This window comes from Rhodospirillales bacterium RIFCSPLOWO2_02_FULL_58_16 (assembly GCA_001830425.1).
Lineage (GTDB): Bacteria > Pseudomonadota > Alphaproteobacteria > Rhodospirillales > 2-02-FULL-58-16 > 2-02-FULL-58-16.
Map to the genome: position 1 here is coordinate 1 of MIAA01000037.1, position 21,787 is coordinate 21,787.

Here is a 21,787-nt window from a genome sequence, read left to right on the forward strand (position 1 = left end):
AAGAGGCCGGAATCCTGTACGGCAACTATGCCGAACTGGTGATCATGCGCCGCAACCATATCGCCCAATCCATCGCCCGCACGGAAAAGGAAATCGCCGCCGCCCGCGACATCCTGCGCGAGGCCTACCGGGAACTGAAGAAATATCAGGTCGCCCAGGAAAACCGGGAGAAACGCGAAGCCCTGGAACTGGCCCGCAAGGACCAGGCCTTCCTCGACGAGGTAGGCCTGCAAAGCTTCCGCCGCAAACGGGCGTGAAGCCAGTGGCCCCGTCGAAAAATCGTACTAAAAAATAGCATTAAATGCTATACTGCCCTAAACAGGCGGGCGGTTGAATCATGAACTTTACTATTGGCAAACACTTCGAAGAGTACGTTCGCAACAGGGTGGACGCAGGCAAATTCAACGATGCCGGCGAGGTTATAAGAGCCGGGTTGCGTCTGCTGGAAGAACGAGACCAAGCCCTAGAGGCGCAACTGGAAGCTCTGCGCCAGGACATCCAGGCGGGTGTCGCCGACCTCGACAACAACCGACTCGGCAAGCGGACCGTTGCCGACATCATCCGCGATGTCGATGGCGAAACCGCATAAAGGACAGGCCGTTGCGCTATGTTAAATCCCTCTATGCGGAACGGGATCTGGAAGGCATTTATCGGTATACAATCCGGTCATGGGGCAAGCGCCGAGCCGCCCATTATCTCGGCGAGATCGAGAAAAAATTTGAGCGCCTGACTGACGCCCCGGAAATCGGCGCTCCCTGTCCCGAACTTGGCGACGGCGTAAGAAGACTCTCTCATGGGGCGCATGTCATATTTTACAGAATACGTTCAGGCGCCGTCGAGATCATCCGCATCCTGCATGGAATGCGCGATATAAAACATCTGTAGCACTAACTTGGGCCTGTCCTGTTTTTTCTATCTCCCTTACATCTCCATATCCCCTTTTCACATCGGCGCTGTTTTTCGTGCAATAATTAATAGATACCTGATTGGCGTGATGGCCCCTAAACCCGCTTAAGGAACCGTTCCATTCCTGCGGCGTTGTCGCGGTAATAGCGGTGAAATTCCGCCGCCTCGGACATGCCCGCCGTTTTGTCCGCGAACATGGTCAGCACCGGAAACTGCTTTTGAGCGAAGGCGGCCATGTCAATCCGGGGAAGCCGGGACACAATGGCGGTGAAGTTGAGCGCCACAAAGCCCCCTCTCGGCTTATTCGCCGCTTTTTCAAGCGCCGCCGCCACATTGGGGGCGTTGGCCATCAAACCCTCCGCGTAGGCGCGTAAAACAGGCGTCTGATCGCCGAGTTCCCGCCGTTCACGCTCAAAATCCTCACGATGAACTATTTTCTTGTTCCGGTACACGACCGGCGCCTGACCGGATGTTTCGCATAACCATCCCTGTCGGGGAACCAGCAGATCGGATTGGTCCTCCTCTTCACGATAAGGGTAAAAGGGCATGGTCCTGCACCGTGACGGCTTGTCGGCGTGGATGGAGCAGCGGCCATCGGACGCCAACGCCGGGCAAGGAAGCGAAGGCGGCACATAGGAAACCGGAGTGATCTGCACTGCAAACTGCTTGCGTTTCCCCGGTTTCACGGTTGTCCCCAGGCGCGCATTAACCGCAAAGGATTTTGCCCCTTGCCGTATGGTCGTCCACATCATGGCCAAGGGAAACCGTTCGGCGTTGGCAATAGCGTCATTGAGGGTCAGCGGCAACTGGCCGTAGCAGCATTTGCCGCAGGCCGTACAGTGGAAGCGCCGCTCCATCAGGCCCCGCAGCACTTCTTGTATTTCTTGCCCGAACCGCAAGGACAAGGTTCATTGCGGCCGACCTTGACGGTTTGTCGCGGCGGTCCCTTGGGGTCCATCTGTCCGCCTGCGCACATCCAGCGCCCCTGTTCACGGCGGAATTCAGCTAATTCGTGATGAGATCGCTGCTTACCGCGCAACCGGAAGCGGGCTATGAATTCAACAGAGCCGCTTTCATCGCCCTCGCCGCCGTCGGCGACGGCGCGCACTTCCAACCCCTGCCACTTTGCATCGCGGAAGGTGCTCTCGGCCTCGATCCGGTCAAAGTCGCCGCGAATGCCGGGCGACAACGTGTCGGCGAGATAGCCGATATCGCCGAGGACAAAGGCGGTATAGCGCGAACGCAACAACGCTTCGGCGGTGGGCGCGGGCGCGCCGCTGATTATCAGGCCGCAACAAACGTCAAGGTTCTGACCGGAGCCGCATGGACATGGCTTCATGAAAGATATTTCCTTATATGCCTAAGCGCCATCCTTGAGGGCGCGGTATTTTTTATCAAGATCGCCGTAATCATTCATGGCGCGGGCGATTTTATCACTCAACACCTGCATGACGCCCAGCGCCGCGTCCGGGTTTTCGGTGACCATCTTGAGGAACATCGAGCCGTCAATCCGTATCACCTTGAGGCTTCCCCCGGCCTTGACGGTGGCGGTTCTGGTTGAACCGCGAAAGATCGCCATCTCGCCGAACAGGCTGTGTTTGCCCAGGGTGGAGACCGTCATCGCATCCTCGCCTTGTCCGCCGCTGACGACCGCCTCGCCCTCATCGATAATGTAGGCGCAGTCCGCCGCTTCGCCCTCGTAAAACAGAACCTCGCCGTCATCGAAGGTCTGATACTCGCCGGCGAAAGCAAGAAGCTTCAGCTTTGAAATATCCAGTTTCGCAAACATGGGGATGCGCCTGAGCATCCGTACGGATTCATCAAATTCCACGATCCGCCTCCTCTTCTTCCAAAGGCGCCATGAAATGGAGCGGCCTTCCCGGTTGTTTAAGTTCCTTGACGCTTCCCTGTTCGATAATTTTTCCGCCTTCCATGATGACGGCGTAATCAAAGCGGGCGGCCTGATCGGCCTGATCAAGAACCCAGACCAATCCGCGACCATCGACTTCCCTGAACACGTTGTCCATGATCGTTTTCCGGGTTGCCTGATCAAGGGCGGCGGCGGCGGCGTTGACAATCAATATGCCGGGCCGTTTCAGCAGACAGCGGGCGATGGCCAGCTTCTGACGTTGAGCGCCCGACAGGCGGGCGCCGCCGACGCCGACCGGCGAGTCCATGCCTGCCTCCAGGACCATTCCGGTCAGACCCATGGATTCAATTACCTCGCGGATCAATCCGCCGACCTCGCGCTTGCCCTGGGGGCGACCGTAGACCAGCTTGCCGAACAGGATATTGTCCTGGATCGAGGAGGCGGCGTTGTATTCCTTCTCATCGAAAAACGCCACGCTGCCCCTGAGGCCTTCGGGCAGGTTTTCGGCAAACGCCCGGCGCGCCTCCAGAAGCCTCTGTTGCATGTCTTCGTCAATCAGGCCCAGGCGATGGCGCTCCGGCACTATCTTGAATAACAACGACATCAACAAATTGCGTTCCGACGGCTCCAGATCAGCGACCGAGCCGGACCTGGAGCGCGACAGGCAATGCTGAACCTCGGGCAGATCGTCGGCGCCGATAAAGCTGAAGCGTTCAAAGAACTCGTGGCCCGCCTCCATGTTCCGGAAAAGCTCGACCATCAGCGCCGCCAGTTTGACTGCGGTCTTGAGGAAATCCTCGCCTAGGCCGACCTTTTCCAGGGTGGCCTGGACATAGGCGTTCTCGCCGAGACGCTCCAGGTTGAATTCATTGCCGATCGGCGTGCCGAACAGCAGATTCTCGGAAACCGTCATATTGACGTTGTACCTGCTGCGGTCGAAAGGCTCGACCGGCCTGGCCGGCCCAGGCTCATTCAGCCGTCGGCGCAGCTTGGCGCGGGCGTCGAGGATGGCGGCGGCCTGCCTGGGTTTCTCCAGGGGATTAATTGACCCCTGCAAGCCGAAATCGTAGATGTCATCCTTGAGACAGACCGCCTCCAGAACCTGGAATATCCGGGCGGTCAGCTCTTCGGGGCATGAGGCGCCGGCGGCCTGGTAGTCGATCCAGTCGGCATTGATGTCGCGGAGCGAATTGCCGGCGGCCTCGGCTTCGGCCATGAAACTCAGGCGCTTTTCATCTTCGGCGGTTTCGACGGCGGGACGGTGCTTCAAGCCGTAAACCAGATTGTCGCGCACGGTTCCTGCGAACAGGCCGGCGTTCTGGCCGACATAGGCTATGCGCCGCCCGGTGACGGACTCGGGCAAATGGGACAGGTTGCGTCCCCCCAGCTTGATGGAGCCTGCGGTGGGCGACAGCAGACGGGCGAGAAGCAACGCCAATCCGTCGCTGCCCGAACCCTCGGCGCCGATGACGGCGATGCGCCCGTTCAGCTCCAGGGTCGCGTTAATGCCGTCCACGACCTTGATCCCCCCCTCCTCTTCCAGCGTCAGGTTGGTCATGATCGCCGTCCCGCCCGGCGGCATGATGCTGTCCGGCTCAGTCCGCTGCAAAGACTCCTCCATCATGTCCGCCGGCTGAAACTGATCCATGATCTGCCCGTACTTGGTCTTGATGTCCTCCATGGATTGGTAATAGCTCAACAGTTCCCTCCACGGCGACGCCAGGTCCTTATAGGCGGCGAGTACGGCGACCAGGGCGCCGAAGGTGAGATCGCCCTTGATCACCAGATAACCGCCGATTGAAAAGAAGAAAAACGGCGTCACCTGGGCGATGAAGTTGTTGAGAAACTTGATCATGAACTTGCGGCGATAGATTTCGTAACGGATGCCGTAGATGGTCCCCAGCCTGCCGGAAAAATCGGCCAGCTCGAATTCGGAAGTGTCGTGGGCATGAATTTCGCTGATGCCGGTGACCGTCTCGCCGATGCGCTCGGACAGCTTGCGTACGTTCCTTACCCGCTCCCTGGAAAGCAAATTGACCCTCTTTTGCAGCCGGGGAATCAAGTAAATCTGCACCGGATAAAAGGCGACGGCGGCGCCGCCGAGAAAGGGGTCCTGAATGAACATGAAGACCAGAATGGTCAGCAACGTGCCGCCCTGGAAGGCCGGAAGGGCCAAGGCGTCGCCGATGAACCCGCCCAGCGGATCGACCTCGGCGGTAATCATGGAAATGATCTCGCCCTGGGACATCTTGCGGAACCGGGGCAAGGGAAACCGCAGCACCCGGCTGTAAAGCTCATAGCGCAACCGGCGCAACATCCTTTCGCCGAGCTGTCCCTTGGCGACATTGATCCAATACTTGAAGCCGCCGTTGATCAGCACCATGGCGAGAAACATGCCGCACAGAACGAACAGGTATTCTATCTGTTGGAACTCCATGCCCATGAACGGCTGGGGAAAATTCGCGCCGCCGATGGCCTTGTTGATGATTCTTTTGGGCAGTTCCAGCGAGAAATAAAGAAACGGAAACGAGGCCGCGACCAGGAACAGCACAAACAACTGCCGGCGCATGGAATGTCTGAAGATGTATTTGAAAATTGTCGGTTCCATGACTCATTATAGTATACAATCGGGCCATGGGCAGAAAAACCGGACAAACCCGGCTGTTGATATACAGTCATGATTCATTCGGACTGGGGCATCTGCGCCGGTGCCGGGCCATCGCTCATTCGCTGGTCGATCACCGCGAAGATTTGTCGGTGCTGATTCTTTCCGGCTCGCCGATCATCGGCAGCTTCGACTTCCGTTCACGGGTGGATTTCGTCCGCATTCCGGGAGTCATCAAACTGCGCCATGGCGACTATACGTCGCTTAACCTGGGCATCGACATCGACGAGATGCTGACCATGCGCGCCTCGCTCATTCGCCACACGGCGGAGGTATTCGATCCCGACTTCTTCCTGGTTGACAAAGAGCCGCTGGGGTTGCGCGGCGAGGTCAAGGACACCCTGACCATGCTAAAGGCGCGCGGCACGCCGCTGGTTCTCGGGCTGAGGGATATCATGGACGCCCCCCGCCAACTGGCCGATGAATGGTCCCGCAAGAACGTGATGGCGGCGGTCTGCGACCTTTACGACCACATCTGGGTCTACGGTCTCAGCCATATTTACGCCCCCCTGGAAGGCATTCCCATGCCGGAGGCGGCAAAGCGCAAAATGCAATATACCGGCTACCTCCGCCGCGCATGGTCACAACCGAACCTGCCCCAGGCGCGAACGGCGCTCGGCGGCGACCCTTATCTGCTGGTAATCACCGGCGGCGGCGGCGACGGCGCCATGCTGATCGACTGGGTTCTTCGAGCCTATGAGCATGACCCCGATATCCCCCACAAAGCCCATCTGGTCCTCGGGCCGTTCATGCGCACCGTCCTGCAAACGGAATTCATGGAGCGGGTAAGCCGACTGCCCAAGGTCGAGGCCATTACCTTCGACGCCAATATTGAAGACCTGATCGCCAACGCCGCCGGCGTCGTCTCGATGGGCGGCTACAATATCTTCTGCGAGATTCTTTCCTTCGACAAACCCGGCCTTATCGTGCCGCGCACCATGCCCAGGCTTGAGCAGTTCATCCGCGCTTCGCGGGCGCAGGAATTAGGGCTGGCCCGCATGCTTTCCCCCAAGGGCAAGCGCAGCCCGAAGACGATGGCCAGGGCGTTGCGCGAATTGCCGCACCAGCCCAAACCCTCCGAAGTGCGCATCCCCGGCCTTCTCGACGGATTATCGGTCATCAATTCGACGGTTGACGCATGGCTCGGCGATTCGATGTCTCTTTCCGTGGTCAGCCGAGACAATTAACGTGTCTCCATCCCGTCCACGCATGAACGGCGCCGTCGCCTTTGTGGTCAAGGGCTACCCCCGTCTCAGCGAGACCTTCATCGCCCAGGAGATACTGGCGCTGGAGCGGCGCGGCCTTGACGTACGCCTGTTCTCGCTGCGCCGTCCCGCCGACCGCGCCGTTCATCCCGCTCACCGCGAGATATCCGCCTTGCCCGCTTATCTGCCCGAGTATTTATATCGGGAGCCGTTGCGGGTGTTCAAGGCATGGCGGGCGATCAGGCGTCGGCCCGGATATGAAACAGCCCGAAATATATGGCTCAAGGACCTGGCCCGCGACCTCACCCCCAACCGCGTGCGACGCTTCGGCCAGGCGCTGGCGCTGGCTAATGAACTGCCCGCCGGGACGGGATGGATTCACGCCCACTTCCTGCATACGCCGGCCTCGGTCGCCCGCTACGCCGCCATCATCCTCGGCTTGCCGTGGAGCTGTTCGGCTCACGCCAGGGACATCTGGACATCTCCGGAGTGGGAAAAGCGGGAAAAGCTCAAAGACTGCCGCTGGCTGGTGACATGCGCGCAGGCTAACGCCGACCATCTGACCGCCCTGGCGCCCGACCCGAAGCGGGTCGAACTGATCTACCACGGCCTCGATTTTTCCCGCTTCCCCGCCCCGCCGAAACTTCGCCCCGACCGCGACGGCGGCGACGAAAATGACCCGGCAGTCATTCTTTCGGTGGGCCGCGCCGTGGAAAAGAAAGGCTATCGCGACCTGCTGGAGGCCCTGGCCGAACTGCCCGCCGGACTGCACTGGCGCTTCGTGCATGTCGGCGACGGGCCGCTTCTTTCCGGACTCAAGCGTCAGGGGCAAAGACTTGGAATCGACGGGCGCGTCTCGTGGATGGGGGCTATGCCCCAGCAGCAGGTGCTGGAGCAGTACCGCGCCGCCGACCTGTTCGCGCTGGCCTGCCGCCGCGCCGACGACGGCGACCGCGACGGACTGCCCAACGTGCTGATGGAGGCGCAAAGCCAAGGCCTGCCCTGCCTGTCAACCGATGCCGGCGCCGCCGCCGAGTTGATTGCCGACGGCGAGACCGGACTTTTGGCGCCATCCCGCGATATTGACGCTTTGGCGGGCGCCCTTGAACGCCTTATAATTGATCCGCCGTTACGCCGACGCCTGGGCGCCGCCGGCCTGGAGCGGGTGCGCCGGGAATTTTCCATTGAGAACGGCATCGACCGACTGGCCGCCAAATTCGGCATCAGAGCATGAATATCGCCTTCTACGCGCCGCTGAAGCCTCCCGACCACCCCAACCCGTCGGGCGACCGCCGCATGGCGCGGCTGCTGATGGACGCCATGGAAAGAGCGGGACACACGGTGGAGCAAGCCTCCGGGCTGCGCTCATATGACCGCGAGGGCGACGCCGTTCGCCAGCGCAGAATGCGCGATCTCGGAGGCCGCATGGCAAAGCGCCTGATCCGTCGATACCAAAAGCGGCCCGCCCGGAGCCGTCCCCAGGTTTGGTTCACCTATCACCTCTACCATAAGGCTCCCGACTGGCTGGGACCGGCGGTTTCTGCGGCTCTCGGCATCCCCTATGTGATCGCCGAGGCCTCCTTCGCGCCGAAGCAGGAAAACGGTCCATGGGCGGAAGGTCACGACGCGGCGTTACGGGCCATCGCCTTGGCCGACCTTGTGTTCTGCCTCAACTCGAACGACCGCAGTTGCGTGCAACCGATGCTCAAAGACCCGAGTCGCCTGATAGCGCTGGCCCCCTTCATTGATACCGAACATTTCGCCTACGTCGACGGCGCGGACTGCCGTCGGCGCATATCCGAGGTTCACGGCATCGAGCCGAATGTTCCCTGGCTGCTTACCGTCGCCATGATGCGTCCCGGCGCCAAGTCGGCCTCGTATTCTATCCTCGGCGAGGCGCTGGCGAAACTTATGGAGCGCCCCTGGCGGCTGCTGGCCTGCGGCTATGGAACGGCGAGCAAGGAAGTCGCGGCGGCGCTGGCCCCCCTCGGCGACCGGGTCACATGGTTCAAAGAACTGACGATGGAAGAATTGGCTCGCCTTTACGCCGCTTCGGATATTTACGCATGGCCCGCCGTCGACGAGGCCTACGGCATGGCCTTTCTTGAGGCTCAGGCCGCCGGGCTGCCGGTGGTCGCCGGGCGCGCCGGCGGCGTTCCCGATATAGTCAGCGACGGCTTGTCAGGCATACTGGTTCCTGTCAACGATGCGGCCTTGTTCGCCGCCGCCGTCGATGAATTGATCGGCGACGCCGCAAAGCGGCGAGCCATGGGCAAGGCGGCCCGGCGGCTGGCGTTTGATAAACACGACATCAAAACCGCCGTCCGCGTTCTCAACGACGCCCTTTGCAGGTTGACGGCGTCATGATCGAGCTGGCGCTGATCCGCCACGGGCCGACGGAATGGAATGAGCAACGCCGCATCCAGGGCCTGACCGACATCCCGCTAAGCGCCAATGGTCGCGCTGTGGTGAAAAGCTGGAAGCTGCCGGTAGAATTCCACGGCTTCCGCCTGATCGCCGGCCCTCTTGTCCGGGCGATGGAGACGGCCCGAATATTAATCGGCGAGCCGCAACCGGAACCTCGTCTGACAGAGATGAACTGGGGCGAATGGGAAGGCCTGTCATCTAACGAGTTGAACCGACGCTTCCCCCGCGCCGTCAAGGAAAGCGAGCGCCTGGGGCTGAACTTCCGCCGCCCCGGAGGCGAAAGCCCGAGAGACGTGCAAATCCGCCTCGCCCCCTGGCTGGCTTCCCTGAACGAACCAACGGTGGCGGTAAGCCATCAAGGCGTCATCAACGCCGTCTATGCGCTGGCCGTCGGCTGGGACATGATCGGCAAGCCTCCGCTAAGATTAATCGACGGCGCGGCCCACCTGTTTGTCGTCAATGATGAAGGGACGCCTCATATCCGCCGCCTCAACATTCCTCTGAAAGAAGCCGCGCCATGAGCGGGTCGGTGATGTTTTATGTGCAGCACCTCCTCGGCATCGGCCATGTCATGCGGGCCGCCGCCATCGTCCGCGAAATTACCCGTCGGGGCGTTCCGGTAACTCTTGTTTCCGGCGGCGAGGCGGTGGCGATGCTGGACCTGAACGGCGCCGGATTCATCCAGTTACCGCCGGCCAAGGCGGTGGATAAGACCTTCAAGCCCCTCTATGACGAGGAATCCCGGCCCATCAACGACGCCTGGCGCGAGCGCCGTCGCCGTCGGTTGATCGAGGCATTCGAGAACCTGCGTCCGTCGGTGCTGGTGATCGAGCTGTTCCCCTTCGGCCGCCGCCAGTTCCGCTTCGAGTTGATTCCCCTGCTGGAGGCGGCGAAGGCGGCGCGGCCGCGCCCCCATATCATCTCCTCGGTGCGCGATATCCTGGTCGAGAAGAAAAAGCGCGAGCGCAATCTTGAAATGCTGGAACTGGCGCAAGCCCACTTCGACGCCGTCATGATCCACGGCGACCCGGATTTCATTTCTTTCGACGCCACCTTTCCCCTGGCCCGCCGCCTGGATGGAAAGCTGCGCTACACCGGCTATGTGGTCGATAACGCCCGCGCCGCCGCGTCCGGCGGAACTCAGGGAAGCGGCGAAGTCATCGTTTCCACCGGCGGCGGCGGCGTCGGCGAGGAATTATTACGCGCCGCCCTCGCCGCCCGCCCGCTGTGCTCTCTGAGAGACGTTACCTGGAGACTGCTGGTCGGCCACAACCTGCCGGAAGAACGCCTTCGGGCGCTAATCGCCGAAGCCCCCGCCGGATTTATCATTGAACGCGCCCGCGCCGACTTCGGCACCCTGCTCGCCAATTGCCGCCTGTCCATCTCCCAGGGCGGCTACAACACGGTAATGGAGGTTCTCGCCGCCAATGCGCCCAACATTATCGTACCCTACGCCGGCGCTGAGGAAAGCGAGCAAACCCTGCGGGCGCGGCTGCTGGAGGAACGCGGTCTGGCGCGTGTCCTTAACGAGGCGGCGCTGTCGCCGGCAACCCTCGCCGCCGCCGTTGATTCGGCGCCTCCCTCACCGACTTTCAGCAACGCCCCGCTGATCGACATGAACGGCGCAAGCGTCAGCGCCGACTTCATCGTCTGTCGGGCGAAATGAATGGCAATCATTGCCAAACTATGCCATGCTTTATCAAACGGGAGGTGACAATGGCGACGATGAACGTTTCCCTGCCTGATCCCATGCGGGAATGGGTGGAGACCCAGGTGAAAGGCGGCGTGTACGCCAATGCCAGCGACTACATCCGCGATCTGATCCGCCATGACCAACGGCGGCGGCAGGAACTACAGGCAGCCATCGCAGAGGGATTGAACAGCGGGCGCAGCGGGCGCAAAGCTGAAGACGTCATGAAAGCCGCCAAGACCCGGCTGCGGAATGGCTGATTACGTCCTTTCCAACAAGGCGGACGCCGACCTGGATGAAATCTACGTCTATTCCTATCGGACTTTCGGCGAGGCCAAGGCCGACGCCTATTTCCTGTCCTTGAGGGACTGCCTGCAAACTCTGGCCGATAATCCGCACTTGGGGTGTTTTGCCGGTCAAATCCAACCGGAATTGCGCTGCCACCGGCACGCCGGCCACATGGTATTTTACATGGTGGAACCCACGGGCATTTTTGTAATTCGCGTCCTGCATTATGCCATGGATACGCCCAGCCATCTAAACCCGGCGGGTAACGGCGAGCATTGAACTTCATCGATACGCCCCCGCCGCCGGGTTGAGACCGTAACGGCGCAAGCGTCAGCGCCGACTTCATCGCCGGCATTGCTAAAATAAACAAAAACCGTCATTAACAACGCTGAAAAATTATCCCCCTTTCAAAGGGGGAGTTAGAGGGGGTAAAGGCCGAAACGATAATGGAAACCAGCATCTTCAGATATGTGCTGAAGTACAGCATGAGGCAGCAGGTGATATTGCTGTTGATGGCGGCGATCTCGTTTCCGTTCCTTTACATGTCGCTGGACATTCCCAAGACCATCGTCAACAAGGCCATCAGCGGAGCGCAATCCGGCTTCCCGAAAAACTTCTTCGGCTTCGAGTTGGAGCAGATTCCCTATCTGATGACCCTTTGCGCGGCGTTCATCGTCCTCGTCTCGATAAACGGCGCTTTTAAGTACTTTATCAACATCTACCGCAGCATACTCGGCGAGCGCGTCATGCGCCGCCTGCGCTTTCAGCTTATCGAGCGCGTCATGCGCTTTCCGTTGCATCACTTCCGCAACTTGTCCCAAGGCGAGATCGTCGCCCTGGTGACCGTTGAAACCGAGTCGCTGGGCGGTTTTTTCGGCGACGCCTTCTCGCTTCCGGCATATCAGGGAGGCATTCTCCTTACCCTGATCGGCTTTATGTTCGTCCAGGATTCGACCCTCGGCATGGCGGCGATCATCCTTTATCCGGTTCAGGGCTATGTGATCCCTAAACTTCAGCGAAAAGTGAATGCCCTCGCCAAGGAGCGCGTCAGGACTTCACGCAAACTGTCGGAAAGAATCAGCGAAATGACGTCGGGCGTTTCCGAGATTCACGCCCATGACACCGCTCACTATGAGCTGGCCGACTTCAGCAACCGTCTGGGCGTCATCTTCAACATCCGCAACGAGCTGTTCCGCAGAAAATTCTTCATCAAGTTCCTCAACAACTTCCTGGCTCAGTTGACGCCGTTTTTCTTTTTCTCCATCGGCGGATATCTGGTCATTGACGGAGACCTGACCCTGGGGGCGCTGGTCGCCGTTCTTGCCGCCTACAAGGACGTATCGGGGCCGTGGAAGGAGCTGCTGACCTACTACCAGCGCATGGAAGACAACAAGATCAAATACGAACAGATCGTCAATCAGTTCGAGCCGCCCGGCATGTTCGACGAAGCGCACATGGAACTGCGCAAGGGACCGACGGAGCCGATCGAAGGCAAGCTGGTCGCCTCCAACCTGTCCCTCGAACTGAGCGACGGCAACAAGGCCGTCGATGGAGCCTCGTTCTCGCTGGATACATCGGAGCATGTCGCCATCATCGGCTCCGGCTCCGGCGGCAGATCGGAGCTGGCCCGGATGATCGCCCGCCAGGTGCTGCCGTCGGGAGGGAAAATATCCGTCGGCAGCAAAAACCTGACGGCCTTGCCCAATGCCGTTATCGGTCGCCTGTTCGCCTATGTGGACCAGGAATCCTATATCCGTTCCGGCTCCATCATGGATGCCCTTCTGTACGGATTGAAACATTATCCGGTAGATAACGGCTCCACCGTCGCCGATAGCGAAGACCACCGGAAAAAAGCCGAAGAGTCGGCCCTGTCCGGCAACAGCCTCTTTGACATCGACGCCGAATGGGTGGACTTCGAGGCTATCGGCGTCAAGAATCATGACGAACTGATGGACAGGGCCATAGAGGTCATGCGTGTCGTAGACATGGAGGACGAGGTTTTTCAAATCGCCCTCCAGCGGATCGTCAATGCCGATGACTACCCGGCGCTGGCCGAGGGCGTATTGAAAGCCCGCGCCGTCATCAGCGAGCAATTGAAAAACCAGGGATTGACCGGCCTTGTCGAGGTCTTCGATAAAAACCTGTTTAATTCAAACGCCTCGGTCGCCAAGAACATACTGTTCGGAACCCCGGTTGATTCGACGTTCGATATCGAAAAAATGGGAGAGAACCCTCATGTCCTCGCCGTCCTGGAAAAGGTCGGCCTGACTGATGACTTTCTCAGGATCGGTCACTCAATCGCCGGCCTGATGGTAGAGTTGTTTATGGGACTGGCGCCGGATCACGAATTCTTCGAGCGCTTCAGTTTTATTGATTCAGACGATCTTCCTGATTTCCAGCGAATCATCAGCCAGGCGGCTGCGGACGGTCTTAAAAGCCTTGAGGCCCGCGATCAGGCAAGGCTTATCGATCTTCCCTTCAAGATGATCCCGGCCCGCCACCATCTGGATATGATCGATGGCCCTATGCAGAAAAGAATTCTCGATGCGCGGCGCGTGTTTTTCGAGACGTTGCCGGAAGATATGCGTTCGTCCATCGCCTTCTTTGACGCAGAGACCTATAACCCGGCCAGCCGTATCCAGGACAACATCCTTTTCGGGAAAATCGTCGGCGGCAAAGGCGAAAGCGCTGCCCGGATCGGCGAACTGCTGGCCGAGGTGATCGACGAACTAGGCCTGCGCAAGATGATTCTGAAGATCGGGCTTGATTTTGACGTCGGCATCGCCGGCAAGCGCCTGTCGTCGGCGCAGCGTCAGAAACTTTCCATTGCCCGCTGTTTGCTGAAACGTCCCAAGCTGCTGATCTATAATCAGGCGGCCACCTCGCTCGACGCCGACTCGCAGGCTGCCGTCTTTAATAGAATCAAGATGGAAATGAAGGGTAACGGCCTTATCTGGGTCGATGATCAAAACAACTTCACAAATAAATTCGATCATGTACTGCAAGTGGAACGGGGAAAGGTCAAGGAGACGACAAAAACCGGCGGCGTGCGGCAGTTAAGCGAAAGCGAGACGGAACCGGCGCCGACCGGAAGCGAATTGGACGAGGAAGCCGGCGTGTTGGCAAAAATCCCGTTTTTTGCCGAAATGGAACGCTCGCAGTTAAAGCTGCTGGCCTTCACCGCCGAACGGCTGGAGTTCGAGAAAAACCAGTTCCTTTTCATGCAGGGCGACACGGCGAAAGTGGCCTATATGATCCTGAAGGGCACCGTCGATATTCTGGTCGACAGCGTCGAAGGCGACAGGGCGGTGGCGACCGCCGGCAAAGGCGAACTGATCGGCGAGTTGGCCCTGCTGTGCGACGTGCCGAGAACGGCAAGCGTCCGGGCCGGCTCGCATGTAACCGTTCTCAGCATATCCAAGGACATCTTCTTTAAATATATTCAGGAAAACAGCACGGTCAGCGCCGGCCTGACCCGCCTCATCGCCAAACGTCTCGAAGCGTTGATGCGCAAAGTCTTGGGCACAAATGGAATGTATGATGAAAGAACCGGCCTGCCCAACCGCGACCTGCTGAAGGATCGCATAAAATTCCTGGCTTCCGCCAACAAGCGCATAGAGTGCGTTTCCGCCCTTATTCTGATCAATATCGACGACTTCCATACACTGAACGAGGAATTCAGCGACGCCCAGAAAAATGAATTTTTAATTGATGTCGCCCGGCGTCTGAAGGGATGCCTGCGCGAGGCGGACACCCTGGCTTACCTTGAAAATTCAGGCTTCGGAATCATCGCCAATGCCCCGGCGGGCGTTCCCAAGGTCGATACCGACATCATAAAAAAGCGGCTGGCCGGCGCCATGTCCACGCCTTCCATGATCGGCGCCAAGGAAATCAATCTCGAAAACATGGTCCATTTCCATTCATATCCGCTGGATGAAAAAAATCTCTCCCTAGCCTTGGACTTGCTGTGAAAAACGCCGACTGGGATGACCTCGTCAATGAACTTGACGCCTGGCGCAAAGCCGGTCTTGTCGCCGCCATGTGGTGGCGCGACGATGACGCCTGTAAAATCACCGGCGCGTTGGAGCGCCTGCTGGATTTGAGCGAAGAGCATGAAACGCCGCTGACTCTCGCCGTCATCCCCGCCGAAGCCGATCCGGCTCTGCCCGGCCTGCTGGCCAGCCGCCCCATGATTTCCGTTGTGCAACACGGGTACAGCCATATCAATCACGCCCCCGCCGGCGCCGAAAAGTCCGAGTTCGGCCCTGATTGCTCTCCCGGACGCACCCATAACATGATGCTCGCCGAATTGAAGGAAGGCCATCGGTTGATGGGCCGGTTTGCCGACAGCGCGCCTGTTCTGGCGCCGCCGTGGAACCGCATCGATCCGGCCCTGCCGGCAAGTCTGCCCGGCATCGGCATCAAGGGCGTCAGTTGTTACGGCCCCCGCGCCTCGGCCCGTCCGGCGCCGGGCCTCAGATGCGTCAATGCCCACGCCGACCTTATTGCCTGGCGCGACGGTCGCCGCTTTACCGGCGCCGGAGAGGCTCTTTCCCTGATCATCGGGCATCTGTCGGCGAGACGGGCGGGTCTTGTCGACGCCGATGAGCCTACCGGCCTTCTGACCCACCACCTTGACCATGACGAAGACTTATGGACCTTCCTCGGCGATTTCCTGCATTGCGTCCGCGACCACCCCGCCGTTCGTCTGCTGTCGGCGAGGGAGGCCTTTCAATGAGCGATCTGTTACAGGTTAAAAACCTCAAGGTTGAATTCCAGACCCAGGCCGGCGTGGTGCGCGCCGTCGAGAACATATCGCTGCGCGTGCGCGCCGGATCGACGGTGGCGCTGGTCGGCGAGTCCGGCTCCGGCAAGACGATAACGGCGCAGGCCATCATGGGCATTCTTCCGCGCACGGCGCGCATCGCCGACGGTCAGATACTGCTTGCCGACCCCGCCGAGGGCGGCGCCGCCGTCGATCTGGCCAAGCTTAACCCCGACAGTCCGCGCTTCCGCTCCATTCGCGGCAACAGAATCTCGATCATCTTCCAGGAGCCGATGACATCGTTGTCGCCCCTGCACACCATCGGCGACCAAATAAGCGAGACGCTGTTTCTGCACCGCAACATGAGCAAGGCCGAGGGACTTAAGACTACCGTCGAAATGCTCCGGCTGGTCGGCTTCCCCAACCCGGACGAGGCTTTGAATGCCTACCCCTTCGAGCTGTCGGGAGGGCTGCGCCAGCGGGTGATGATCGCCATGGCCCTGGTCTGCCGTCCGGCGCTGCTGATCGCCGATGAGCCGAGCACGGCGCTTGACGTCACCATCCAGGCGCAGATTCTTAAATTGCTCAAAGACCTACAGGCGGAGTTGGGAATGGCGGTGCTGATCATCACTCATGATCTGGGCGTGGTCGCCAATGTCGCCGAGGAGGTGTTCGTCGCCTATAACGGCAATATTGTGGAAAGCGGGACGCTTGAGGATATCTTCCGCACTCCCACTCATCCCTACCTCAAGGCGTTGCTGGCCGCCGTCCCCCGTTTCAACATGAAGCCGGGCGAACGGCTGATCCCCTTGCGCGAAATCACCCACAAGACCGGCCATCTGTTGGTCGCCGACCCGAACTATATTGGAAAAATCAAGACCGCCGCCACGCCGTTGCTGGATGTACAGGACGTATCCAAGTGCTTCACCACTCGCAAAAAAGGCGGCTTCCTGGGATCAAGCCGCTGTGAAAACGCCAGGGTCGTGGACGATGTGAGCTTCCAGGTAAAGCACGGCGAATGCCTGGGCCTGGTGGGCGAAAGCGGCTGCGGCAAAACTACCCTGTCCAAGATCATCATGAGAGCGATCAACGCCGACAGCGGCAAGGTGCTGTTTTGCGACAACGGCAATCAGATAAACCTGCTGGAGCTGAACGACGCCGAGTTGGCGCCGCTCAGGCGTAAATTTCAATATGTGTTCCAGGACCCTTTCGGGTCGCTTAACCCGCGAATGACCATTTTCGACATCCTCAGCGAACCGCTGGTCATCCACAATATCGGCGATGCGGCCTACCGCCGGGAAATGACGATCGAACTGATGAATCTGGCCGGGCTTGACCCGCGCTTTCTCAACCGCTACCCGCACAGCTTCTCCGGCGGCCAGCGCCAGCGCATCGGCATCGCCCGCGCTCTGGCCCTCAAGCCGAAACTGTTGATTTGCGACGAGCCGGTTTCATCTCTCGACGTCTCGATCCAGGCGCAAATTCTTAACCTGCTGAAAGATTTGCAGGATGAGCTGGGGCTTACCTACCTGTTCATCTCCCACAATCTGGCGGTGGTCAATTACATCGCCGACCGCATCGCCGTTATGTGCGCCGGGCGGATCGTCGAGATCGCGCCGTGCGACCTGCTGTTTGAAAACCCCGTTCATCCCTATACTCAAGCCCTGGTGTCGGCGGCGCCGTTTCCGGACCCGGAGCATCGCCTCGACTTCTCGGCACTGGCGGAAGGCAAGGCTTCCGATCCCGACGCCTGGCCGGCGCCGTTCAACATCCGAAGCGGCGAAGACGCCGGCTTTATTGATCTGGGCGGAGGCCACCTCGTGCGCGCCCACGCCATGCCGAAATCGGGAGCCGCCGCCTGATGAACAAGCGCGCCGTCATAGCCCTGATGCTGTCCCTGACCGTGACTGCGGCGCAAGCCGGCGAATACATTGAGCCGCCGTATTTCAGCGATGACGTAGCCTCGGGTAAAATGCCGCCGGTGCAGGACAGATTGCCGGAAAACCCGGCGGTTGTCGCCATGGACGGCCCGAAGATGGAGCCGGGACGCCACGGCGGCACGCTCAGGCTTTTGATGTCCGGCGCCAAGGACACCCGCATGATGGAAGTCTACGGCTATGCCCGTCTGGTCGGCTATGACAAGACATACGCCCTGAAGCCGGACATCCTGGAAAAAATCGATATCGAGGAAGGCCGGATATTCACCATGTATCTGCGCAAGGGACACAAGTGGTCCGATGGCCGGCCCTTTACCTCGGAAGACTTCCGCTACCACTGGGAAGACATTATCCTGAATAAGGAAATGTCGCCGACGGGGCCTCCCATGAGCATGAAAGTAGACGACGAAGCCCCCGCCTTTCAGGTCATTGACGAGACCACGGTGCGCTACGCATGGTCAAAGCCCAATCCCTTCTTTCTGCCGGCGCTGGCCGGCGCCGGTCCCGAATATATCTACAAACCGGCTCATTACCTGAAGCGCTTCCACGCCCGCTACGCCGCCGCCGCCGAGCTTGAGAAATTGATCAAGGAGTATGGCCAGCGCAACTGGGCGGCCCTGCAAACCCTGATGAGTCACCAGTACAAAAATTCCAACCCGGAGCTGCCCAGCCTGCAACCCTGGGTTCTGTCAACCAAGCCGCCGGCGGAGCGCTTTATTTTCAAGCGCAACCCCTACTACTACCGCGTCGATAAAAACGGACGGCAGCTTCCCTACATCGACGAAGCGGCGATGACCATCACCGACAGTAAACTGATCGCCGCCAAGACAGGCTCGGGAGACGCCGATCTGCAGGCCCGCGACCTTCAATTCAACAACTACACCCTTCTCAAGCAGGGCGAAAAGCGCAACGGCTTCAAGGTGCGCCTGTGGCCGTCGGCAAAGGGAGCGCATTTGGCGCTGCACCCCAACCTCAACGCCGCCGATCCCGAGTGGCGCAAGCTGATGCGCGCCGTCGATTTTCGCCGGGCGCTGTCGCTGGCCATCGACCGTCACGAGATCAATAAGGTGATCTATTTCGGTCTGGCCCAAGAAGGCAACAACACCGTGCTGCCCGGCAGCCGACTCTACAAGCCGGAGTACACCACCATGTGGACGCGCTTTGACCTGGCCAGGGCCAACAAGATGCTGGACGAGCTGGGTCTCGCCAAGCGCAACGACATCGGCATCCGCCTGTTGCCCGACGGTCGCCCGATTGAGATTATCGTCGAGACCGTCGGCGCGTCCTCCGAGCAGACGGACGTGCTGGAGTTGATCCACGATAGTTGGCTCAAAGCCGGCATCAAGCTCTACTCCAAGCCGCTGCAACGCGAGGTATTCCGCAATCGCGTTTTCGCCGGCTCGACGCTGGTCTCGGTATGGTCCGGCCTGGAGAACGGCATCGCTTCCGCCGACTCCACCCCTCAGGAACTGGCGCCGACCAGCCAGCAACAATTACAATGGCCGAAGTGGGGCCTCAACTTCGAAAGCGGCGGCAAGGGCGGAGAAGCGCCCGACCTGGAGGAGGCCAGGAAGCTGGCCCGCCTCGATAGGGCCTGGCGCGACGCCGTCGATCAGAAGCAAAAAGAGGATATCTGGGATGAAATGCTGGCTATCCATGCCGATCAGCTGTTCTCCATCGGCCTGATCTCAAGCGTATTGCAGCCGGTGGTGGTCGCTGATCGCCTGCGCAACGTGCCTGAAGAAGGCATCTATAACTGGGACCCCGGCGCCCACTTCGGCATCTACCGTCCCGACACCTTCTGGTTTGCGGAGAAGAAATAAAAGTCCATGATCAACTATCTTGCCCGCCGGATATTGATGATGCTGATGACGCTGGTCGTGATCAGCGTGCTGGTGTTCATCATCATCCAGCTTCCCCCCGGCGACTACCTGACCAGCTACATCGCCGAGCTGGAAAGCCAGGGCGAAATGGTGAACAAGGAAAAGATCGAGTTTCTGCGTCACCACTACGGCCTGGACCGACCGATGATCGAGCAGTACTTCATCTGGGCCGGCGGCCTGATGCAGGGGGACCTGGGCTATTCGTTTGAATACAACCTGCCGGTCAACAAGGTGATCGGCGACAGGTTGTGGCTGTCGATGCTGTTGAACTTCTCCACTATTCTGTTCATCTATCTGGTTGCGTTTCCCATCGGCGTCTATTCAGCGACTCATCAATACAGTTGGGGCGACCACTCGCTGACCCTGATCGGCTTCCTCGGACTGGCGACGCCCAACTTCCTGCTGGCGCTGATTTTGCTTTATCTGGCCAACGTCTATTTCGGCACCTCTATCGGCGGCCTGATGGCCGACGAGTACATGGACAAGCCATGGAGCGTCGGCAAGGCATTGTCGGTCCTTGAACACCTGTGGGTTCCGGTGCTGGTTATCGGCGCATCGGGAACCGCCGGCATGATCAGGCGTCTGCGCGCCAACCTGCTGGATGAACTGCAAAAGCAATATGTAGTCACCGGGCGCGCCAAGGGTTTGCCTAACGGCAAGTTGCTGATGAAATATCCTTTGCGCATGGCGCTTAACCCCTTCATCGCCGACATCGGCAACATGCTGCCGCAAATAGTATCAGGCTCGGTGATTGTCTCGATGGTGATGTCGCTGCCGACGACCGGGCCGATGCTGCTGTCCGCCCTGCAAAGCCAGGACATGTATCTGGCCGGCTCGTTCCTTATGTTCCTGGCCCTGCTGACGGTGGTCGGCATGTTCCTGTCCGACCTGCTGCTGACGGTTCTCGATCCGCGCATCCGCCTGCAAGGAGACGCCAAGCGATGAGCGATCCCCTCGCCCACTACGTCTCGCATGATCCCTTCGACCCCCTCACGGCGGAAAAGCTGACGCCCGAGCAGGAACGCTACTACATGGCGTCGCAGTTCCAGATGATGTGGTGGCGCTTCAAGCGCCACAAGCTGGCGGTAACAGCGGGGGTCATCATCCTGTTGAGTTATTTCTCGATCCTGATTACCGAGTTCCTGGCGCCCTACGAGCTGCACAGCCGCAACACCGAATTTATCTACGCGCCGCCGCAGAAACTTCATATGATCCACGAGGGATCGTTGATCGGGCCGTTTGTCTACCGCCTCGATTACAAACTGAACATGGAGACCCTCAAGCGCGAGTACACGGAGGACAAGACCACGGTCTATCCCCTGCGTTTCCTGTGCGCGGGCGACAATTACGAGTTCTGGGGGCTGTTCAAAGGCAACCTGCATCTGGTCTGCCCGGCCGAGAACGGGACCATGTTCCTGCTCGGCGCCGACCGTCTGGGCCGCGACATAGCGTCACGACTGCTCTACGGCGGACGCATTTCGCTGACGGTGGGGCTGTTGGGCATTTCCATCAGCTTCATACTGGGCATCGTCATCGGCGGCATAGCCGGCTATTTCGGCGGCTGGGCGGATATCGTCATCCAGCGCATTATCGAGATTCTGCGATCCCTGCCCGAATTGCCGTTGTGGATGGCGTTGTCGGCATCGTTGCCGATCACCTGGAGTCCGATCCTGATCTACCTCGGCATCACGGTCATTCTCGGACTTCTCGACTGGCCGGGGCTGGCCCGCGCCGTGCGCTCCAAGCTGCTGGCGCTGCGCGAGGAGGACTACTGCTCGGCGGCCCGGCTGATGGGCGCCAGGCCGGGACGCATCATCGGCCGCCACCTGCTGCCCAACTTCATGAGCCACCTGATCGCCTCGGTGACGCTGTCCGTGCCGTCGATGATCCTGGGCGAGACGGCGCTGAGTTTCCTCGGGCTGGGACTGCGTCCGCCGGTAACCAGTTGGGGCGTACTGCTGTCCGAGGCCCAGAATATCGAGGCGGTGGCCCTCTATCCGTGGCTGATGCTGCCGATGCTGCCGGTTATCATTACCGTGCTGGGGTTCAACTTCCTCGGCGACGGCCTGCGCGACGCCGCCGATCCCTATAATTGATCGGGAGAATCGCCGGTTCAGGTTGAGTTCATACACAAAATGTCATATGGGAGAC

At 59.8% G+C, this 21,787-nt stretch carries 19 protein-coding genes and 1 pseudogene; 16 read left to right on the plus strand and 4 right to left on the minus strand.

Annotated elements, in window-relative coordinates; all coding sequences use genetic code 11:
- The 3 genes and pseudogenes from A3H92_09320 (at position 1) to A3H92_09330 (ending at position 885) form a co-directional block, all read left to right on the plus strand.
- Positions 1 to 257, plus strand: a pseudogene (locus tag A3H92_09320) (hypothetical protein).
- Between the two features lie 80 nt (positions 258 to 337).
- Positions 338 to 589, plus strand: a complete 252-nt coding sequence (locus A3H92_09325; GenBank protein OHC74111.1) for a hypothetical protein — start codon at positions 338 to 340, stop codon at positions 587 to 589.
- The gene (locus A3H92_09330) at positions 586 to 885 is read left to right on the plus strand and encodes a hypothetical protein (protein OHC74186.1); all 300 of its coding nucleotides are present in this window, start codon (positions 586 to 588) and stop codon (positions 883 to 885) included. The genes A3H92_09325 and A3H92_09330 overlap by 4 nt, the downstream gene beginning before the upstream one ends.
- Before the next feature lie 116 nt (positions 886 to 1,001).
- On the opposite strand, the gene A3H92_09335 is transcribed toward A3H92_09330, so the two are convergent.
- From A3H92_09335 to A3H92_09350, 4 genes are read right to left on the minus strand one after another with little or no spacing between them, the layout of a single operon-like run.
- Positions 1,002 to 1,763: a hypothetical protein gene (locus tag A3H92_09335; GenBank protein ID OHC74112.1), complete on the minus strand. Its 762-nt coding sequence runs from the start codon at positions 1,761 to 1,763 to the stop codon at positions 1,002 to 1,004.
- On the minus strand, positions 1,763 to 2,245 hold the full coding sequence (locus A3H92_09340) for a hypothetical protein (protein ID OHC74113.1): 483 nt from the start codon (positions 2,243 to 2,245) through the stop codon (positions 1,763 to 1,765). The genes A3H92_09335 and A3H92_09340 overlap by 1 nt, the downstream gene beginning before the upstream one ends.
- A 21-nt stretch (positions 2,246 to 2,266) precedes the next feature.
- Positions 2,267 to 2,713 (minus strand): hypothetical protein, encoded by a 447-nt coding sequence (locus A3H92_09345; protein ID OHC74187.1) that lies wholly within the window; start codon positions 2,711 to 2,713, stop codon positions 2,267 to 2,269.
- Between the two features lie 13 nt (positions 2,714 to 2,726).
- Positions 2,727 to 5,384: a multidrug transporter gene (locus tag A3H92_09350; protein ID OHC74114.1), complete on the minus strand. Its 2,658-nt coding sequence runs from the start codon at positions 5,382 to 5,384 to the stop codon at positions 2,727 to 2,729.
- Between the two features lie 26 nt (positions 5,385 to 5,410).
- Here A3H92_09350 and A3H92_09355 point away from each other — a divergent pair, with 26 nt between their 5' ends.
- From A3H92_09355 to A3H92_09415, 13 genes are all read left to right on the plus strand, one after another.
- Entirely contained in the window at positions 5,411 to 6,628 is a 1,218-nt protein-coding gene (locus tag A3H92_09355; GenBank protein ID OHC74115.1) for a hypothetical protein, read from the plus strand.
- A 22-nt stretch (positions 6,629 to 6,650) separates the two neighbouring features.
- On the plus strand, positions 6,651 to 7,880 hold the full coding sequence (locus tag A3H92_09360) for a colanic acid biosynthesis glycosyltransferase WcaL (GenBank protein OHC74116.1): 1,230 nt from the start codon (positions 6,651 to 6,653) through the stop codon (positions 7,878 to 7,880).
- Positions 7,877 to 9,013 carry a hypothetical protein gene (locus tag A3H92_09365; protein OHC74117.1) on the plus strand — a complete coding sequence of 379 codons (1,137 nt, stop codon included), beginning with the start codon at positions 7,877 to 7,879 and terminating at the stop codon, positions 9,011 to 9,013. The genes A3H92_09360 and A3H92_09365 overlap by 4 nt, the downstream gene beginning before the upstream one ends.
- Complete coding sequence (locus tag A3H92_09370) at positions 9,010 to 9,594, plus strand: phosphoglycerate mutase (protein ID OHC74188.1); 585 nt, start codon at positions 9,010 to 9,012, stop codon at positions 9,592 to 9,594. Before A3H92_09365 ends, A3H92_09370 begins: the two co-directional genes overlap by 4 nt.
- Positions 9,591 to 10,739 (plus strand): hypothetical protein, encoded by a 1,149-nt coding sequence (locus tag A3H92_09375; GenBank protein ID OHC74118.1) that lies wholly within the window; start codon positions 9,591 to 9,593, stop codon positions 10,737 to 10,739. Before A3H92_09370 ends, A3H92_09375 begins: the two co-directional genes overlap by 4 nt.
- A gap of 50 nt (positions 10,740 to 10,789) precedes the next feature.
- Positions 10,790 to 11,023, plus strand: coding sequence for a CopG family transcriptional regulator (locus tag A3H92_09380; protein OHC74119.1), 234 nt, complete (start codon positions 10,790 to 10,792; stop codon positions 11,021 to 11,023).
- The gene (locus A3H92_09385; protein ID OHC74120.1) at positions 11,016 to 11,330 is read left to right on the plus strand and encodes a hypothetical protein; all 315 of its coding nucleotides are present in this window, start codon (positions 11,016 to 11,018) and stop codon (positions 11,328 to 11,330) included. The genes A3H92_09380 and A3H92_09385 overlap by 8 nt, the downstream gene beginning before the upstream one ends.
- A 167-nt stretch (positions 11,331 to 11,497) precedes the next feature.
- Entirely contained in the window at positions 11,498 to 15,022 is a 3,525-nt protein-coding gene (locus A3H92_09390; protein OHC74121.1) for a hypothetical protein, read from the plus strand.
- On the plus strand, positions 15,019 to 15,789 hold the full coding sequence (locus tag A3H92_09395) for a hypothetical protein (protein ID OHC74122.1): 771 nt from the start codon (positions 15,019 to 15,021) through the stop codon (positions 15,787 to 15,789). The genes A3H92_09390 and A3H92_09395 overlap by 4 nt, the downstream gene beginning before the upstream one ends.
- Positions 15,786 to 17,678, plus strand: coding sequence for an ABC transporter ATP-binding protein (locus A3H92_09400; protein OHC74123.1), 1,893 nt, complete (start codon positions 15,786 to 15,788; stop codon positions 17,676 to 17,678). The genes A3H92_09395 and A3H92_09400 overlap by 4 nt, the downstream gene beginning before the upstream one ends.
- The gene (locus tag A3H92_09405) at positions 17,675 to 19,576 is read left to right on the plus strand and encodes a peptide ABC transporter substrate-binding protein (GenBank protein ID OHC74124.1); all 1,902 of its coding nucleotides are present in this window, start codon (positions 17,675 to 17,677) and stop codon (positions 19,574 to 19,576) included. The genes A3H92_09400 and A3H92_09405 overlap by 4 nt, the downstream gene beginning before the upstream one ends.
- A gap of 6 nt (positions 19,577 to 19,582) precedes the next feature.
- Positions 19,583 to 20,581 carry an ABC transporter permease gene (locus A3H92_09410; GenBank protein ID OHC74125.1) on the plus strand — a complete coding sequence of 333 codons (999 nt, stop codon included), beginning with the start codon at positions 19,583 to 19,585 and terminating at the stop codon, positions 20,579 to 20,581.
- On the plus strand, positions 20,578 to 21,732 hold the full coding sequence (locus A3H92_09415) for a peptide ABC transporter permease (GenBank protein OHC74126.1): 1,155 nt from the start codon (positions 20,578 to 20,580) through the stop codon (positions 21,730 to 21,732). Before A3H92_09410 ends, A3H92_09415 begins: the two co-directional genes overlap by 4 nt.
- Positions 21,733 to 21,787 lie beyond the last annotated feature (55 nt).